General features: G+C 68.0%; 20 protein-coding genes. 8 read left to right on the top strand and 12 right to left on the bottom strand.

What is annotated here, in order from left to right; translation table 11 throughout:
- Positions 1-48 precede the first annotated feature (48 nt).
- The 4 genes from ACAM57_RS16555 to ACAM57_RS16570 all read right to left on the bottom strand — a co-directional run bounded on the left by ACAM57_RS16555 (position 49) and on the right by ACAM57_RS16570 (position 3,506).
- Positions 49-747, bottom strand: coding sequence for an ankyrin repeat domain-containing protein (locus ACAM57_RS16555; RefSeq protein WP_369658205.1), 699 nt, complete (start codon positions 745-747; stop codon positions 49-51).
- Complete coding sequence (locus ACAM57_RS16560; protein ID WP_369658206.1) at positions 747-1,259, bottom strand: heme-binding protein; 513 nt, start codon at positions 1,257-1,259, stop codon at positions 747-749. The genes ACAM57_RS16555 and ACAM57_RS16560 overlap by 1 nt, the downstream gene beginning before the upstream one ends.
- Positions 1,260-1,377: 118 nt before the next feature.
- Positions 1,378-2,022, bottom strand: a complete 645-nt coding sequence (locus ACAM57_RS16565; protein ID WP_369658207.1) for a response regulator transcription factor — start codon at positions 2,020-2,022, stop codon at positions 1,378-1,380.
- Positions 2,019-3,506: a sensor histidine kinase gene (locus tag ACAM57_RS16570; protein WP_126019567.1), complete on the bottom strand. Its 1,488-nt coding sequence runs from the start codon at positions 3,504-3,506 to the stop codon at positions 2,019-2,021. Before ACAM57_RS16570 ends, ACAM57_RS16565 begins: the two co-directional genes overlap by 4 nt.
- 60 nt (positions 3,507-3,566) lie before the next feature.
- Between ACAM57_RS16570 and ACAM57_RS16575 the strand changes: the two genes are divergently transcribed.
- Positions 3,567-4,637 (top strand): DUF72 domain-containing protein, encoded by a 1,071-nt coding sequence (locus tag ACAM57_RS16575; protein WP_126019565.1) that lies wholly within the window; start codon positions 3,567-3,569, stop codon positions 4,635-4,637.
- On the opposite strand, the gene ACAM57_RS16580 is transcribed toward ACAM57_RS16575, so the two are convergent.
- A complete protein-coding gene (locus ACAM57_RS16580; protein ID WP_369658208.1) occupies positions 4,634-5,128 on the bottom strand; it encodes a RidA family protein in 495 nt (164 codons plus the stop codon). The two genes, ACAM57_RS16575 and ACAM57_RS16580, sit on opposite strands and share 4 nt — an antisense overlap.
- Positions 5,129-5,232: 104 nt before the next feature.
- Positions 5,233-5,808 carry a 2'-5' RNA ligase family protein gene (locus tag ACAM57_RS16585; protein ID WP_369658209.1) on the bottom strand — a complete coding sequence of 192 codons (576 nt, stop codon included), beginning with the start codon at positions 5,806-5,808 and terminating at the stop codon, positions 5,233-5,235.
- Positions 5,809-6,026: 218 nt separating this feature from the next.
- On the opposite strand from ACAM57_RS16585, the gene ACAM57_RS16590 reads away from it, so the two are divergent.
- Positions 6,027-6,638, top strand: a complete 612-nt coding sequence (locus tag ACAM57_RS16590; RefSeq protein ID WP_369658210.1) for a porin family protein — start codon at positions 6,027-6,029, stop codon at positions 6,636-6,638.
- A 66-nt stretch (positions 6,639-6,704) separates the two neighbouring features.
- Here ACAM57_RS16590 and guaA read toward each other — a convergent pair whose 3' ends face one another.
- From guaA to guaB, 4 genes are all read right to left on the bottom strand, one after another.
- Positions 6,705-8,324, bottom strand: coding sequence for a glutamine-hydrolyzing GMP synthase (guaA, locus tag ACAM57_RS16595; RefSeq protein WP_184638090.1), 1,620 nt, complete (start codon positions 8,322-8,324; stop codon positions 6,705-6,707).
- Between the two features lie 11 nt (positions 8,325-8,335).
- Complete coding sequence (locus ACAM57_RS16600) at positions 8,336-8,770, bottom strand: type II toxin-antitoxin system VapC family toxin (protein WP_184638092.1); 435 nt, start codon at positions 8,768-8,770, stop codon at positions 8,336-8,338.
- The gene (locus ACAM57_RS16605) at positions 8,767-9,015 is read right to left on the bottom strand and encodes a type II toxin-antitoxin system Phd/YefM family antitoxin (protein ID WP_093195299.1); all 249 of its coding nucleotides are present in this window, start codon (positions 9,013-9,015) and stop codon (positions 8,767-8,769) included. The genes ACAM57_RS16600 and ACAM57_RS16605 overlap by 4 nt, the downstream gene beginning before the upstream one ends.
- Before the next feature lie 76 nt (positions 9,016-9,091).
- Positions 9,092-10,561, bottom strand: coding sequence for an IMP dehydrogenase (gene guaB / locus ACAM57_RS16610; RefSeq protein WP_369658211.1), 1,470 nt, complete (start codon positions 10,559-10,561; stop codon positions 9,092-9,094).
- A gap of 128 nt (positions 10,562-10,689) precedes the next feature.
- Here guaB and ACAM57_RS16615 point away from each other — a divergent pair, with 128 nt between their 5' ends.
- Positions 10,690-11,223 carry a DUF4124 domain-containing protein gene (locus tag ACAM57_RS16615; protein WP_126019553.1) on the top strand — a complete coding sequence of 178 codons (534 nt, stop codon included), beginning with the start codon at positions 10,690-10,692 and terminating at the stop codon, positions 11,221-11,223.
- 15 nt (positions 11,224-11,238) lie between these two features.
- Here ACAM57_RS16615 and ACAM57_RS16620 read toward each other — a convergent pair whose 3' ends face one another.
- Both ACAM57_RS16620 and ACAM57_RS16625 read right to left on the bottom strand, forming a co-directional pair.
- The gene (locus ACAM57_RS16620; protein WP_126019551.1) at positions 11,239-11,577 is read right to left on the bottom strand and encodes an RnfH family protein; all 339 of its coding nucleotides are present in this window, start codon (positions 11,575-11,577) and stop codon (positions 11,239-11,241) included.
- A 7-nt stretch (positions 11,578-11,584) separates the two neighbouring features.
- Positions 11,585-12,031, bottom strand: coding sequence for a type II toxin-antitoxin system RatA family toxin (locus ACAM57_RS16625; protein WP_126019549.1), 447 nt, complete (start codon positions 12,029-12,031; stop codon positions 11,585-11,587).
- 63 nt (positions 12,032-12,094) lie between these two features.
- Between ACAM57_RS16625 and smpB the strand changes: the two genes are divergently transcribed.
- The 5 genes from smpB (at position 12,095) to ACAM57_RS16650 (ending at position 14,892) form a co-directional block, all read left to right on the top strand.
- Positions 12,095-12,574 (top strand): SsrA-binding protein SmpB, encoded by a 480-nt coding sequence (smpB, locus tag ACAM57_RS16630; RefSeq protein ID WP_126019548.1) that lies wholly within the window; start codon positions 12,095-12,097, stop codon positions 12,572-12,574.
- A gap of 93 nt (positions 12,575-12,667) precedes the next feature.
- Positions 12,668-13,036: a hypothetical protein gene (locus tag ACAM57_RS16635; RefSeq protein WP_184638094.1), complete on the top strand. Its 369-nt coding sequence runs from the start codon at positions 12,668-12,670 to the stop codon at positions 13,034-13,036.
- 15 nt (positions 13,037-13,051) lie between these two features.
- Positions 13,052-13,567, top strand: coding sequence for an RNA polymerase sigma factor (locus ACAM57_RS16640; protein ID WP_369658212.1), 516 nt, complete (start codon positions 13,052-13,054; stop codon positions 13,565-13,567).
- A gap of 22 nt (positions 13,568-13,589) precedes the next feature.
- Positions 13,590-14,402: an anti-sigma factor gene (locus ACAM57_RS16645; RefSeq protein ID WP_369658213.1), complete on the top strand. Its 813-nt coding sequence runs from the start codon at positions 13,590-13,592 to the stop codon at positions 14,400-14,402.
- 94 nt (positions 14,403-14,496) lie between these two features.
- Positions 14,497-14,892 carry an ATP-binding protein gene (locus ACAM57_RS16650; protein ID WP_126019540.1) on the top strand — a complete coding sequence of 132 codons (396 nt, stop codon included), beginning with the start codon at positions 14,497-14,499 and terminating at the stop codon, positions 14,890-14,892.
- Positions 14,893-14,913: the final 21 nt, after the last annotated feature.

The raw sequence follows: 14,913 nt of genomic DNA on the forward strand, positions 1-14,913 counted from the left end.
GGTTTCCTCGTGGCGCCTCGTGGCGAGGCCCCATTCTCCCCGAGCCGCCTACTTTGCGCGCGGTGTCTCCAGCAGCTTCGCCATCGCGGTGTAGCCGCGCGCCTTCGCCAGCTGCAGCGGCGTGTTGCCCTGGCGGTCCGTCAGCCTGATGTCGGCGCCGGCGTCGACCAGCGCGGACAGCGTACGCTGGTGGCGCGGGCCGCCGTCGCCGAGCACGATGGATTCGATCACCGCCGTCCAGTGCAGGTTGTTGAGGTGGTCCAGCGGCGCGCCGGCTGCAATAAGCCTGCGCACCACCTCATCGTGCCCGAGATGCGCGGCCGCGATGAGCGCCGTGCCGTCGTACCGGCTCGTGGTCTGCCCGGCCTTGGCGCCGAGCGAGAGCAGCACCGAGAGCGTCGCGGCATCGTCGGCCACCGCGGCGATGGTGACGGCGTCGTAGCGGTCGTCTTCGAGCAGGTCGAGGTCGGCGCCGGCCTTGGCCAGCAGCTTGATCGCCTCGCGCTGGCGGGCGAAGGTGGCAACGTGCAGCGGCGTGCGCCCGCGCGTGTCGCGTGCATTGAGATTCGCCCCCGAGGCGATCAGCGCCTTCAACTTCTGCGCATCGCCATGCCAGGCGGCCTGGTGCAGCCCGTCGAAGGCCAGAACCTCGGCCGCCAGTGGCGGCACCTGGGCGAGCGCACCGAGCGGCACGCCCAGCCCGAGCGCGACCGCCAGCAGGCCCGGCCAGATACCGCGCGCCATCATCAGAGGGAACCCTTGACCTTCTCGAGCGCCGCGTTGGCGCACTGGTCGTCGAGATGGCCGCCGGGCGCGCCGCCGACGCCGACCGCGCCGATCACTTCATTGCCCGACTTGACCGGCACGCCGCCGCCCAGCAGCAGGAAGCCCGGCAGGTACACCAGGTTGGCGGCGCCGGGGTTCTTCTGCGCGCCTTCCATCATGGCCTGCGTGGGGCTCTTGGCCGAAGCCGAAGTCCAGGCCTTGCGCTCGCTCGACGCCAGCGTGTGCGGGCCGGCGTTGTCGGCGCGCTGCACGGCACGCACGGTGCCGGCGCGGTCGACCACGGTGGCGGCCACGTTGTAGCCGTTGGCGGCGCAGGCGGCCACGGCTTCGGCGGCGATCTGGTTGGCCAGGGCGAGCGAGATGTTCTTCTCGGTACGCACAGCCGGTGTGGGGGCCTGGGCCTGGGCTTGTGCCTGGGCGACGGATGCTGCGAGCAGGACGGCGGCGCCGCCGAGGCGGAGGATGGATTGCATTGTTCGTTATCTCCAGTGGATTCGGGTTGTTGCGCCGGCTGTTGCCGACGGCTGCGCCACTGTAGAAAACGCCGCCCGCGCGTGCCATTCGTACGGCTACGCCCGGCGCTCCGTAGTTCTACGGAGCGCCCTCCCCGTCCACCAGCACCGCATAGCGCCGGATCAGCTGCGCCAGCGAATCGCAGCCGAGCTTGGCGAACAGGTTGGCGCGGTGCGTCTCGACCGTGCGCGGTGACAGCGCGAGCGTGCGCGCGATCTCCTTGTTGGTGAGCCCCTGCACGATGAAGGCCAGCACCTCGCGCTCGCGCTCCGACAACTGCGCCACCCGCTCGCGCGCGGCGTTGTCGGCCTGCGAGCGTTCGCGCGAGCGCACGTGCTGGCGCACCGCCTGCTGCAATGCCTCGAGCAGCTGTTCGTCGTCCACCGGCTTTTCGAGGAACTCGGCCGCGCCGGCCTTGAAGGCGCGGCGGCACATCTCGACCGTGCCGTGGCCGGTCAGCATGATCACCGGCTGGTCCACGCCCTGCGCCACCAGCCGGTCGAGCACGGTGAGCCCGCTGATGCCGGGCATGCGCACGTCCAGCACGATGGCGCCGACGCTCGCGCGGTCGAACCCGTCGATGAAAGCCTGCGGATCGGCCCAGGCCTGCACCCGCAGCCCGACCGTGCCGATCAGCAGCGAGAGGCCGTCGCGCACCGCCTGGTCGTCGTCGATCAGGTGGACCAGCGGGGACTGCGGCGGATGGGTGCTCGAGGTGTTCACGGCGATGGTGCGACGAGTGGCAGCAGCAGCGTGAAACGCGCGCCGCGCGGCGAGACGTTGGCGGCGCTCAGGCTGCCGCCCATGCCGCCGGCCAGTGTCTCGCTGAGACTCAGGCCGAGGCCCAGCCCGCCCTCGCGTGTGCTGAAGAAAGGTTCGAATAGGCGCGGCAGGGCTTCGGGGGCGATGCCGCGTCCGTTGTCCGTCACGGTCAGCACGCCCTCCTGCCCGTTGCGACCGACGGACACCACGAGGCGCCGCTCGGCCGCCGGCACGAGCTCCAGCGCCTGGAGCGCGTTCATCAGCAGGTTGTGCACGATCTGTTCCAGCGCCACCGCCTCGGCCTGCACGCGCACCGGCGCCTGGGCCGTGGCATCGAACTGCGCGGCGACGTCGTGCTTCGCGAACTCGGGCGCCAGCAGGTGCATGGCGCTGCGCACCACCTCCTGCAGCACCAGTGGCCTGGTATCGCCGCCGGCCTCGGGCCGCTCTATCACGCGGCGCAGGCGCCCCACCACGCCGGCCGCGCGCCGGGCCTGCTCGACGGCTTGCCCCATGGCGTCGCGTGCGGTGGCCAGGTCGGGCGGCTCTTCGTCGAGCAACCGGCGGGCGGCCTGGGCGTTGGCGAGCACCGCCGTCAGCGGCTGGTTGAGTTCGTGCGCGAGGCCTGCGGACAGTTCTCCGAGCGCATTGAGCCGCGCGACCTGACCGAGCCGCAGCAGTTCCTCGGCCCGCCGCCGCGCCACGCGCTGGCGCTGCGCGGCCCACAGTCCCGCCACCAACACCGCCATCGCCAGGGCCCAGCCGGCGATGGCGCGCCATGGCAGCTCTCCCCAGCCCACCTGCCGCTCGGCCACCAGATCGAAAGGCTGGCTCGGCGAGGCCAGCGCCTTGCTCAGGGCGAAACGCCATCCGCTCTCCGGGCTCGCGGACAGGGCGCCGGGTTGCAGCACCAGCTGCTGGCCGTCGCGCTGCAGGCTCAGCCGTACCGGGCTGCGCTGCGGATTCATCGGCCAGTCGCGCCACGGCACGGAGCCTGCAAGGTCGATGTCGAGCGCATAGCTGAATGGCGTGGCGCCGATCACCAGCGTGTAGCGGCCACGGGCCAGATCGAGCGTGGCCAGATCGGCGCGCTGAAGGCTGCGCGAACGCGCCTCGGCGGCTTCCAGTGCGCCGGCGCGGGCGCTGTCGGGCCACGGCTGGTCGCGGTCGCGCCGCTGCACGCGCAGGATCGATGAATAGACGGAAGGCAGGCGCTGCTCGGGATGTTCCGCGCCCGTACTGGGCTCCAGCAGCGCGAGCGTGGCCAGCACGGCGTCGTACTGCACCATCTGCTGGCTCATGAGACGGTGCGCGATGCGCACGTCGGTCTCGAAGTCCTGCTGCATCTGCGCGAGCTCGGCGCGTGCGATCCACACAGCGCCCACGGCGGTAAGGGCAAGCCATGCCAGCCACCAACCACCTTGCGCGCGCAACCACTGTTTCATGGCGCGGATTGTGCCCGGCGCGGCGAAGCCATTCGCCTGGCCGAAAATGCGGAACCAGCCATGGCCGACGTACAGGACTCCCTCTTTCCCGATCTTCCGCGCCCCGAGGATGCTCCTTCGGCCGCGCCGCCGCCCGCCGAGCCAGCCGCGAAGAAGAAGCCGCGCGCCGCCACGGTCGAGCCCGCGCCCAGCGATCCGGAACTGGTCGAGCTGGCGGCTGCGCTGCCGCCCAACCTGCGCCTCGGCACCTCATCGTGGAGCTACCCCGGCTGGGCCAACCTGGTCTGGGACGGCGAATACGCCGAGACAGTGCTCTCGAAGAACGGCCTCTCCGCGCTCGCGAAGCATCCGCTGTTCCGCACCGTGAGCGTGGACCGCAACTTCTACCGTGCCCTCACCGCCAGCCAGTACGCCCGCTACGCGGGCATGGTGCCCGACGACTTCCGCTTCATGGTGAAGGCGCCGAGCCTGGTGACCGACGCGACGGTGCGCGACGAAAGCGGCCGCGGCATGCAGGCCAACCCGGTGTTCCTCAGCAGCGAGATCGCGCGGCAGGAATTCGTGCTGCCCGCGCTCGAAGGGCTGGGCCATCGCATCGGCGTGCTGGTGTTCCAGCTGAGCCCGATTCCGGGGCACATCCTGGCCGACCAGCCCGCGCTGCTGGCGCGCATCGCGGCGATGCTCGAATCGCTGCCCGACATTTCGTCGACCGCGCCGGACGCCGTGATCGCCGTCGAAGTGCGCGACCCGCAACTGCTGAACCCCGCCTTCGCCGAAATGCTGCGCAGCGTGGGCGCCACCTTCTGCATGGGCCTGCACGCGAAGATGCCGCCGATCGAGGACCAGCTTCCGATGCTGCGCGCCATGTGGCCCGGCCCACTGGTGTGCCGCTGGAACCTGCACCGGCGCCACGGCCGTTTCGGGTACGAAGACGCCGAAAAGCTCTACGGCCCCTTCGACAAGATCGTCGACCCGGATCCGGAAACGCGCGCCGCGCTCGCCAAGGTGATTGCCGGCACCACCCGCGCGGGCCAGAACGCCTTCGTCACCGTGAGCAACAACGCCGAAGGCTGCGCGCCGCTGACGATCGCGCAGCTGGCGCGGGACATCCTGGCCATCGCGCCGCGCTAGCCGATGTTGTGCTTCGCGGCGACCGTCATCTCCACCTCGACGGTCGCGTTCTTCGGCAACGCATAGACGCCGACCGCCGTGCGCACATGCACGCCGGCCTCGCCGAACACGCGGTGCAGCAGGTCGGAAGCGGCGTCGGCCACTTCGCTCTGCTGGGTGAAATCGGCCGTGCATTGCACGAACACGCCGACGCGCAGGACCTTCTCCACCGCATCGAGCGAGCCGAGCGCGCGCCGCAGCAGTGCGAGGCTGCGCAATGCGCAGATCTGCGCGCCCTCGCGCGCCTTGTCGAGCGACACCGCATCGCCCACGCGACCGGTGACGACCACCGTGGTGCCCACGCGCGGCACCTGGCCGCTCAGGTAGATCGTGCGGCCGTCGCGCACCAGCGGCACGTAATGGCCACCGGCAATGATCTCGCCGTCGAAGCTGTGGCCCAACTCGGCGGCAATCTGGTCTGCGATCTGGTCCCGGGTCATTTCTGCTGTCATGTCGATTCCGTGAAAGGGAGTGCCATTGTCATCAGCGCGTGCGAGACGAAACAGATACAGAAGGCGTCGATGCGAGGCAGAACAGAGCGCAGAGCTCCATCCTTTCAGGCCGCATCGGGCCAACGGCCCAGCACTTCGTGCACGCCCTCGCCCACATGGCTGTCGATCAGCACCAGCGAACCTGCCGACCACCGGACCGGTGCTTCGAGCGCATGCCTTTCGAGCTTGCGCCGTGCGTAGGCCAGCGTCATGTGCGGCGTGAAAGAGCGCGCGGGCTTCAGGCCCGCATCGGCGAGCGCCTCGCCCAGGCGCTGCCTGAAGGCCTTGAGCGCGGAGGTGCCCTCCTCGTCGTCGGAGCACAGCGCGAGCGCGCCCTTGGCGAAGCTCATCGCCTTCTCGAAGACGATGTCGAACGCGGGAGGCGGCACCGAGGCGGCTGCCTTCGTGACCAACGAGACCTTGTCGGCCGGCACCTCTGCGTACTCGCCCAGATCGAAGAGCGTGACGTGCAGGCGATGCGCCGCTACCAACGTTCCTTTCAGTGCGTGCTGCGAGTTCATGCGCTCGCCCAGCGCGGCGATCGAAGCGGCATCCTGCGGGCCCGGAAGAATTGCGAAGAAGAGAGAGTGCTCCGGCGCCGGAGCCTTGCTGCTGCGCGCCTTGCTCCGAGGGCGCGGCAAGGGTTTGGGCGGAGGCTCGATACCGGGAAGAAGAAGCTGATCTGACATGCCTCGATCATCGCCCATGGCATGCGCCCTTCATCTGCTCTTCAGCAAGCGACAAGCACTCCTTCAGGCTGCGTTTCGAGAATCGTCTCACGCTGGTGGCACTGCGGCAGTCAATGCACGGAAGCCACCTGTCGATCGATCTCATCAACCATCCAACCAGGAACTTCATCTTGACGAAAACGCAAGCCTGCACCGTCCTCGCAGCAGCCCTTCTGCTAGGTACCGTCTCCATGACTGCGAGCGCCGCCGGCCAGAACCAGGACTCCGGCATCTATGTGGGCGGCGCCATCGGCCGTTCGAGCTACAGCCTCTCGTCCTCCAACCGCGTGCCCGTGCCATGGGGCGGCGAGAAGAGCAGCAAGAGCGGAACGGCCTACAAGCTGTACGGCGGGTATCGCTTCACCGAAACCTTCGGCGTCGAAGCCGGCTATGCACGCCTTGGCCGCGTCAGCCAGTGGAGTTCGAACGGCGCCTATTCACGCCTGCAGTCCGGCACCGGCCAGGTCTTCTACGCGGCCGCCACCGCCCGCCTGCCGCTGGGCGAATCCTTCGCGCTCAACGGGCGCCTGGGCATCGCGCGCGGGCGCGTCTCCGGCGACAACAACTGGGTGCTGCCCAGCCAGCGCATCTCGGGCAGCTCGACCGGCATGATGGCCGGCTTCGGCGCCGAGTACCGCATGACGCAGAACCTGTCGGTCACCGCGGATTACGACTACTTCGGCAAGCTGTCGAAGCAGGCGAAGGGCGGGATGTTTACGGTGGGTTTGAAGGCGAGCTTCTGAGAGTCCGTTTCTTCTGAGGCCTGATCGACGCGACCCTGCATCAGCGCAGCCGCGCTGCGTCGTTCGTCACTCCCACTCGATCGTCGCCGGCGGCTTGCTCGACACGTCGTAGGTCACGCGATTGATGCCGCGCACCTCGTTGATGATGCGGCCCGACACCTTCTTCAGCAGCGCGTACGGCAGCTCGGCCCAGTCGGCGGTCATGAAGTCGCTGGTCTGCACGGCGCGCAGTGCGACCACGTAGTCGTAGGTGCGGCCGTCGCCCATCACGCCCACGCTCTTGACAGGCAGGAATACGGTGAAGGCCTGGCTGGTGAGGTCGTACCAGGTCTTGCCGGTGGCTTCGTCGGTGAAGTTGCGCAGCTCCTCGATGAAGATCGCGTCGGCGCGGCGCAGCAGGTCGGCGTATTCCTTCTTCACTTCGCCGAGGATGCGCACGCCCAGGCCGGGACCGGGGAATGGGTGGCGATACACCATTTCGGGCGGCAGGCCGAGGGCCACGCCCAGTTCACGCACTTCGTCCTTGAACAGGTCGCGCAGCGGCTCCAGCAGCTTGAGACCGAGCTGTTCGGGCAGGCCGCCCACGTTGTGGTGGCTCTTGATGGTGACGGCCTTCTTGCTCTTGGCGCCGCCCGACTCGATGACGTCGGGGTAGATGGTGCCCTGCGCCAGGAAGGTCGCGCCCTTGTGTCCACCACCGCCCGCCTTGAGCTTCGCGGCTTCCTGCTTGAACACGGTGACGAACTCGCCGCCGATGATCTTGCGCTTGGCTTCGGGGTCGCTCACGCCCGCGAGCTTGCCGAGGAAGAGATCGCTGGCGTCGACGCGGATCACCTTCGCGTGCAGCTTGCCTTCGAACATCTCCATGACCATGTCGCCCTCGTTCAGCCGCAGCAGGCCGTGGTCGACGAACACGCAGGTCAGCTGGTCGCCGATGGCGCGGTGGATGAGCGCGGCGGCCACGCTCGAATCGACACCGCCCGAGAGGCCCAGGATGACTTCTTCATCGCCCACCTGCTCGCGGATCTTCTCGACGGCTTCGGCGATGTGGTCGCGCATGACCCAGTCGGGCTTCGCGCCGCAGATGCCGAGCACGAAGCGCTCGAGGATCGCCTTGCCCTGCATGGTGTGCGTGACTTCGGGGTGGAACTGCACCGCGTAGTAACGGCGCGCCTCGTCGGCCATGCCGGCGATGGGGCAGCTCTCGGTGCTGGCCATGAGCTTGAAGCCCGGCGGCAGCTCGGTGACCTTGTCACCGTGGCTCATCCACACGTTGAGCATGCCGTGGCCCTCGGGCGTGGTGAAGTCGGCGATGTCCTTCAGCAGCGCGGTGTGGCCGTGGGCGCGTACCGCCGCGAAGCCGAACTCGCGCTTGTGGCCGCCTTCGACCTTGCCGCCGAGCTGGTGTGCCATGGTCTGCATGCCGTAGCAGATGCCGAGTACGGGCACGCCCAGGTCGAACACGGCCTGCGGGGCCTTGTCGGTGGTTTCCTCGTACACGCTGGCGTGGCTGCCGGAGAGGATCACGCCCTTGAGGTGGCCGTCGGCGGCGTATTCGCGCACCCATTCGTCGGTGACGTCGCAGGGATGCACTTCGCTCAGCACATGGGCTTCGCGCACGCGACGTGCGATGAGCTGCGTGACCTGCGAGCCGAAGTCGAGGATGAGGATCTTGTCGTGTTGCATGGCGAAAGGACTCAGAGCGTTGAAATGTCGAGCAGCTTCACTCCCGCCTGGGGTGCAGCCTGGATGAGTTGCTCGTCGAAGGTGGCGAGCGGGAGATTGAGCGATTTGGCGAGCCAGAGATAGCCCGCGTCGTAGAGAGACACGCCGGCGTCGATGGCCACGGCGAGCACGGCCTTGTGCTGGGCCGGCGCGAGCTCGTGCAGTTCGACCCGGTGGCGGATGGCGTCGAGCACGCTCCACAGCCCTTCGACGGCGGACGACGGAATGCGGCCGCTGCGCACGCCATTGGCGAGGATGTTGGCGCACTCCCATTGCCAGGCGTTGGGCGCCTGCGGCTCGACCTCGTCGCGGCGGATGGCGGCGTAGAGCCTGCGGGTATGTTCGCTGGCCATGTCGGGAAGCAGCCAGGCGGCGGTGACCGAGGCGTCCATCACGAAGGCCGTCATTGCTGGCGCCCTTCGTCGAGCAGCGCACGCGGCTGCGGGCCGGGCTGGATGGTGGCGTGGAGCGCGTCGATCTGGCCCAGTTCGCGCTCGATCTGCTCGTCGGTGATGACCGGCTTGCGGCGCACCGGCAGCATGCGCACGACTTCCTTGCCGTGGCGGGTGATGCGAACCTCCTCGCCCTTTTCGACGGAGTCGATCAGGGCGGAGAAGTTGTTCTTGGCTTCGGCGATGCCGATGGATTGCATTTGGGCCAGAAAATTTGAATCTGGCCAAATTTTAAACCTAGTCTGGCCTGACTTTCAAGGTCAGGCCAGATTGTGGTCAATCAGCGCGGTAGTTCGGCGCTTCCTTCGTGATCTGCACGTCGTGAACGTGGCTCTCACGAATGCCGGCCGTGGTGATTTCGACGAACTCGGCCCTGTTCTGCATGTCCTCGATGGTCGCGCAGCCACAGTAGCCCATGCTGGCGCGCACGCCGCCGGCCATCTGGTAGACGATCGAGACGATCGAGCCCTTGTAGGGCACGCGGCCTTCGATGCCTTCGGGCACCAGCTTGTCGGTGTTGGGGTTGCCGGTGGTCGATTCCTGGAAGTACCGGTCGGCGCTGCCCTGCTGCATCGCGCCGATGGAGCCCATGCCGCGGTAGCTCTTGTAGCTGCGGCCCTGGTACAGCACGATTTCGCCCGGCGCCTCTTCGGTGCCGGCGAACATGCTGCCCATCATCACGGTGCTGGCGCCGGCCGCGATGGCCTTGGCGATGTCGCCCGAGTAGCGCACGCCGCCGTCGGAGATCAGCGGAATGCCCGTGCCCTGCAGCGCGGTGGCGACGCTGTCGACCGCCATGATCTGCGGCACGCCCACGCCGGCCACGATGCGGGTGGTGCAGATGGAGCCGGGGCCGATGCCGACCTTGACCGCGTCGGCGCCGGCATCGGCCAGCGCGCGGGCGGCGTCGCCGGTGGCGATGTTGCCGCCGATCACGTCGACCTGCGGGTAGTTCTTCTTGACCCAGCGCACGCGCTCGATCACGCCGGCGCTGTGGCCATGAGCGGTGTCGACCACGATGGCGTCGACGCCGGCCTTCACCAGCGCCTCGACGCGCTCCTCGGTGCCGTCACCCACGCCCACCGCGGCGCCCACGCGCAGGCGGCCGTTGGCGTCGCGCGCGGCGTTGGGGAAGCTGGTCTGCTTGGTGATGTCCTTGACGGTGATGAGGCCCTTGAGCTCCCAGTCGCCGTTGATGACGAGCAGGCGCTCGAGCTTGTGCTTGTTCAGCAGCGCCTTGGCCTCGGCCAGCGTGGTGCCGTCGGGCACGGTGATGAGCTTTTCGCGGCGCGTCATGATCTCGCTGACGGGCACGTCGTAGCGGCTCTCGAAGCGAAGGTCGCGGCCGGTGACGATGCCGACCACCTTGCCGGCGTCGACCACCGGGAAGCCCGAGATGCCGAGCTGGTCGGACAGGGCCATCACCTGGCGCACCGAGTGCGTCGGCGTGATCACGACCGGATCGCGCAGCACGCCCGACTCGTAGCGCTTCACCCGGGCCACTTCTGCGGCCTGCTGCTGCGCGGTGAGGTTCTTGTGCACGATCCCGATGCCGCCTTCCTGCGCGATGGCGATCGCGAGGCGGGCTTCGGTCACGGTGTCCATGGCCGCGGAAACGAGCGGCAGGTTCAACGTGATGTTGCGGGAGAACTTGGTGGCGAGGGAGGTGTCCTTGGGCAGGACCTGGGAGAAGGCTGGCACCAACAACACGTCGTCGAAGGTCAGCGCTTTGCCGAGAAGGCGCATGGGTGAGGCTCCAAAAGAAGGATTGTAACGAGGCCGCCAATGGGTTTGCCGGTGCGGGCGATTGACGAACGTTGCAAAACCACCCTATCCGGATGTTGCAAAAAGTAAGGCCCGGCTAAACTTCAGGGATGAAATTCGTGCACTGGCTGGTACTGGGATGTGTCGTTGCGCTGCCGATGTCGGCAAGCGCCCAATGGCAATGGCTCGACAAGAACGGCAAGAAGGTCTTCAGCGACCAGGCCCCGCCGCCCGACGTCCCCGAGAAAAACATCCTGCGCCGCGTGGGCCCGCCGCCCGCGGCGCGCTCCACCGCCAACCCGAACGTCGACGCGCCACCGGCCGCGGAAGGCACCGCCGAGGCCCCCGCTGCCGCGCCGAAGGCCGCCGCAGCGCCGAAGCCCACCGGCGTGGACAAGGAACTCGAGGAAAAGACCAAGAAAGCCGAAGCCGAGCAGAAGGCCAAGCAGGCCGCCGAAGAAGCCAAGGTGGCCAAGGCCAAGGCCGACAACTGCGCCCTCGCCCGCCAGAGCAAGGCCACGGTCGACAGCGGCATCCGCCTTGCGCGTGTCAACGCCAAGGGCGAGCGCGAGATCATGGATGACAACGCCCGCGCCGCCGAGCAGAAGCGCATCCAGGACGTGATCAACAGCGACTGCAAGTAAGCCGCGGTCAAACGATCAATAACCGGCCTTGCCGCCCTTGCGGCGATTCGCGAACAGGCCGGTGCCCCGCGCACCCTGGCGCTGGAAGCGCTCCCGGCGCGCCACTTTCGGATCGACCGTGAGCGGCCGGCACAGCTCGACGCGATCGCCGTCCTTGAGCGTCTGGTCCCAGTCCACGGCCTTGCCCCAGATACCGGGCGTCATGGCGTGGCGCCAATCGAGATCCGGAAAGCGCTGCGAGAGGTCGCTGGCCTTCGCGGCATCGGCCAGCGTCGCCTCGGAAGGAAGATGCAGCACCTGCTCGAACACCTCGCGGGGCGCGGGGGAGCAGCTCAGTGTGACCTCGATGGTCATCGTCCGCTCAGGACGAGCCGTAGACCTGCTCGGCGCGCTTGACGAAGGCCTCGACCAGGCTGGACGCGATGGTGTCGAACACGGGGCCCACGAGCGCCTGCAGGGCGAAGTTGCTGAAGCCGTAGCTCAGGTGCAGCTCGACGCGGCAGGCCCGCTCGCCCTGCTCGCCCACCGGCGTGAACTTCCATTTGCCGTCGAGGTTGGAGAACGGGCCGTCGACCAGCTTCAGCTGCACCTCACGCCCCGGAACATGGGTGTTGCGGGTGGTGAAGCTCTGGTGCAGGCCGGCGAATGCGAGACCGACTTCGGCCGTCATGCCGGCCTCGTCTTCCTCGATGACGCGCGACTTGTCGCACCACGGAAGAAACTGCGGATACTTGGCCACATCGGTGACGAGCGCATACATCTCTTCGGCGCTGTACCAGATGAGGACGGACTTGTTGACTGTTTTCATAGAATCGGCACAGCGTGCGCGACGGATTGTATTGAAGCCATGCAGCCCCCATATTTCCGAGTCATGGCCACCAAAAAACAAGATACCTCCTCCTCCCGCATCGCAGACAACAAGAAGGCTGCGTACAACTATTTCTTCGAAGAGCGCTTCGAGGCCGGCATGGTCCTGGAAGGCTGGGAAGTCAAATCGCTGCGTGAAGGCAAGGTGCAGCTGACCGACGGCTACGTCGTGATCCGCAACGGCGAGCTCTTCGTGCTGGGCTGCCAGATCAACCCGCTCAAGAGCGCCTCCACCCACGTCAACCCGGACTCGGTGCGCACCAAGAAGCTGCTGCTCAAGAAGGACGAGATTCGCCGCCTGATCGGCAAGGTCGAACAAAAGGGCTACACGCTGGTGCCGCTCAATTTGCACTGGAAGGCCGGCAAGGTGAAGTGCGAGATCGCGCTGGCCAAGGGCAAGGCCGAGCACGACAAGCGCGACACCATCAAGGACCGCGAAGGCAAGCGCGAGGTCGAGCGCGCAATGAAGAGCCGCAACCGCTGAACTTTTTTGCGGGGTGGTGGAATAAAGGCCCGGCCGCGGGCGTTTGTGCGGATGTCACCGGAACGCCGGTGTCGCCAACACAAGGAGTTCTCCATGTCGCCTTTCCGTGCATCTTCGGCCGTTCTGCTCAGCGCCGTTCTCGCGGTCCCCGCCTTCGCCCAGCCCAAGCCCGCCGACGGCGCGCTCGTCGGGCCGAACGGCATGACGCTATACACCTTCGACAAGGACACGGCCGGCAACGGCAAGTCGGTCTGCAACGGCGCCTGCGCCACCAACTGGCCGCCCTTCATGGCCGCCGATGGTGACAAGCCCGGTGGCGACTTCACCATCGTCACGCGCGACGATGGCAAGAAGCAATGGGCCGCCAAGGGCTGGCCCCTGTACTACTGGGCCAAGGACACGAAGCCTGGCGACAAGACCGGTGACGGCGTCAACGGCACCTGGAAGACCGCCAGGCCCTGACCAGCCAGCCACCCCATGGACGCCCGCCTGCTCGTAGAGCACATCCCGAGCCTGCGCCGCTACGCGCGGGCGCTCACGGGCAATGCCTGGGCGGCCGACGACCTGGTGCAGGACACGCTGGAGCGCGCCTGCGGCAAGTGGCGACTGTGGGTGGTGGGCAGCGACCTGCGCGCCTGGCTCTTCACCGTCATGCACAACATCTTCGCGAGCCAGGTGCGGCGCACGCCGCCGCCCCACGCTGTGGTGCCGCTCGACGACGTGGCGCACGAGGTGCAGGGCCTCGCCGATCCCGGCCGCGACCAGGGCACGGGCCTGGACCTGCAGCGCTGCCTGATGCAACTGCCCGAGGAGCAGCGTGCCGTGCTGTTGCTGGTGACACTCGAAGACCTGTCGTACGCCGAGGTCGCCAAGGTGCTCGGCGTTCCCGTCGGCACGGTGATGTCGCGCCTCTCGCGCGCCCGCGTCCGGCTGCAGGAACTGATGGATGGCGCATCGGCCCCGGCACGCCCGGGCCTGCGCCGTCTCAAGTGAACGAACCCACCGCAGCAAGACCATGAACCGCCCCGCCCAGCCCCCTACCGAAGACGAACTGCATGCCTGGGTCGACGGCCAGTTGGCCCCCGATCGCCGCGAGGCGGTCGAGGCTGCGATGGCGCGCGATCCCGCCGTGGCCGCCAAGGTCGCGGCGTGGCATTCGCAGCGCGATGCGCTGCGCCGGCTGCACGGCGAGTTGCTCGACACGCCCATTCCCACGCCGCTGATGGGCGCGCTCGATCGCAACCCAGGCGGCTCCTGGATGCGCTGGGGTGGCCTGGCTGCCGGCCTGCTGGTGGCCTTCGCCGCCGGCTGGATCGGGAATGCGCAATGGGCCCGATGGTCCGCGCCGCACGCAGGCGCGCAGTTGGCCCGAGCGCCGGCCCTGCGCGAATTCGTGCACGACGCCTCGGTGGCCCATGCCGTCTATGCGCCCGAAAAACGGCACCCCGTCGAAGTGGCCGCGTCCGAGCAGCAGCACCTGGTCCAGTGGCTCTCCAGGCGCCTCGACCGGCCGCTGAAGGTGCCCGATCTCTCCAGCCAGGGCTACACGCTGGTCGGCGGCCGCCTGCTGCCCGGCGAGACCGGCGCGCGCGCGCAGTTCATGTTCGAGGATGCCGCCGGCGAGCGCGTGACGCTCTACGTCGGCACCCTCGACGCACGTGCCGCCGGCGGCCCCGTCGGCAACGAAACCGCCTTCCGCTTTGCCTCCGAGGGCCCCGTGCCGAGCTTCTACTGGGTGGACCAGGGCTTCGGCTACGCCATCGCCGGCAAGCTGCCGCGCGACCTTTTGCTCAAACTTGCGACGCTGGCCTACCGCGATCTGTCTTGATGACCGCATAAACTGCCGGCTCGCGCATCCCCCTCGTCCGGTGCTTCGCCGCCGGCCCTGGTTTTCGCGATTTTTCAACCGAAGGAGAAACTGCATGAAATTGCTCAGCGCCTCGATCCTCGCGGCGGCCCTGCTTGCCGGCTGCGGCAGCATGTCCAACAAGACCGCAAGCGCACCCGACACGCCCACCCGCACCGCCGACGGCGTGCTGGTCGGGCCGAACGGAATGACGCTGTACACCTTCACCAAGGACACCGCCGGTGCCGGCACCTCCGCCTGCAACGGCCAATGCGCCGCCAACTGGCCTCCGCTGGGCGTGGCCGACACCGCAAAGCCCATCGGTGGCTACACCATCATCATTCGCGAAGACGGCAAGCGCCAGTGGGCCTACAAGGGCTGGCCGCTGTACTACTGGGCCAAGGACGCCAAGCCAGGCGACAAGACCGGCGACGGCTTCGCGAACGGCGCCTGGAAGATCGCCCGTCCCTGATCGACTTCAGGCTCGACTTGC

Source organism: Variovorax sp. V15, assembly GCF_041154425.1.
GTDB lineage: Bacteria > Pseudomonadota > Gammaproteobacteria > Burkholderiales > Burkholderiaceae_C > Variovorax > Variovorax guangxiensis.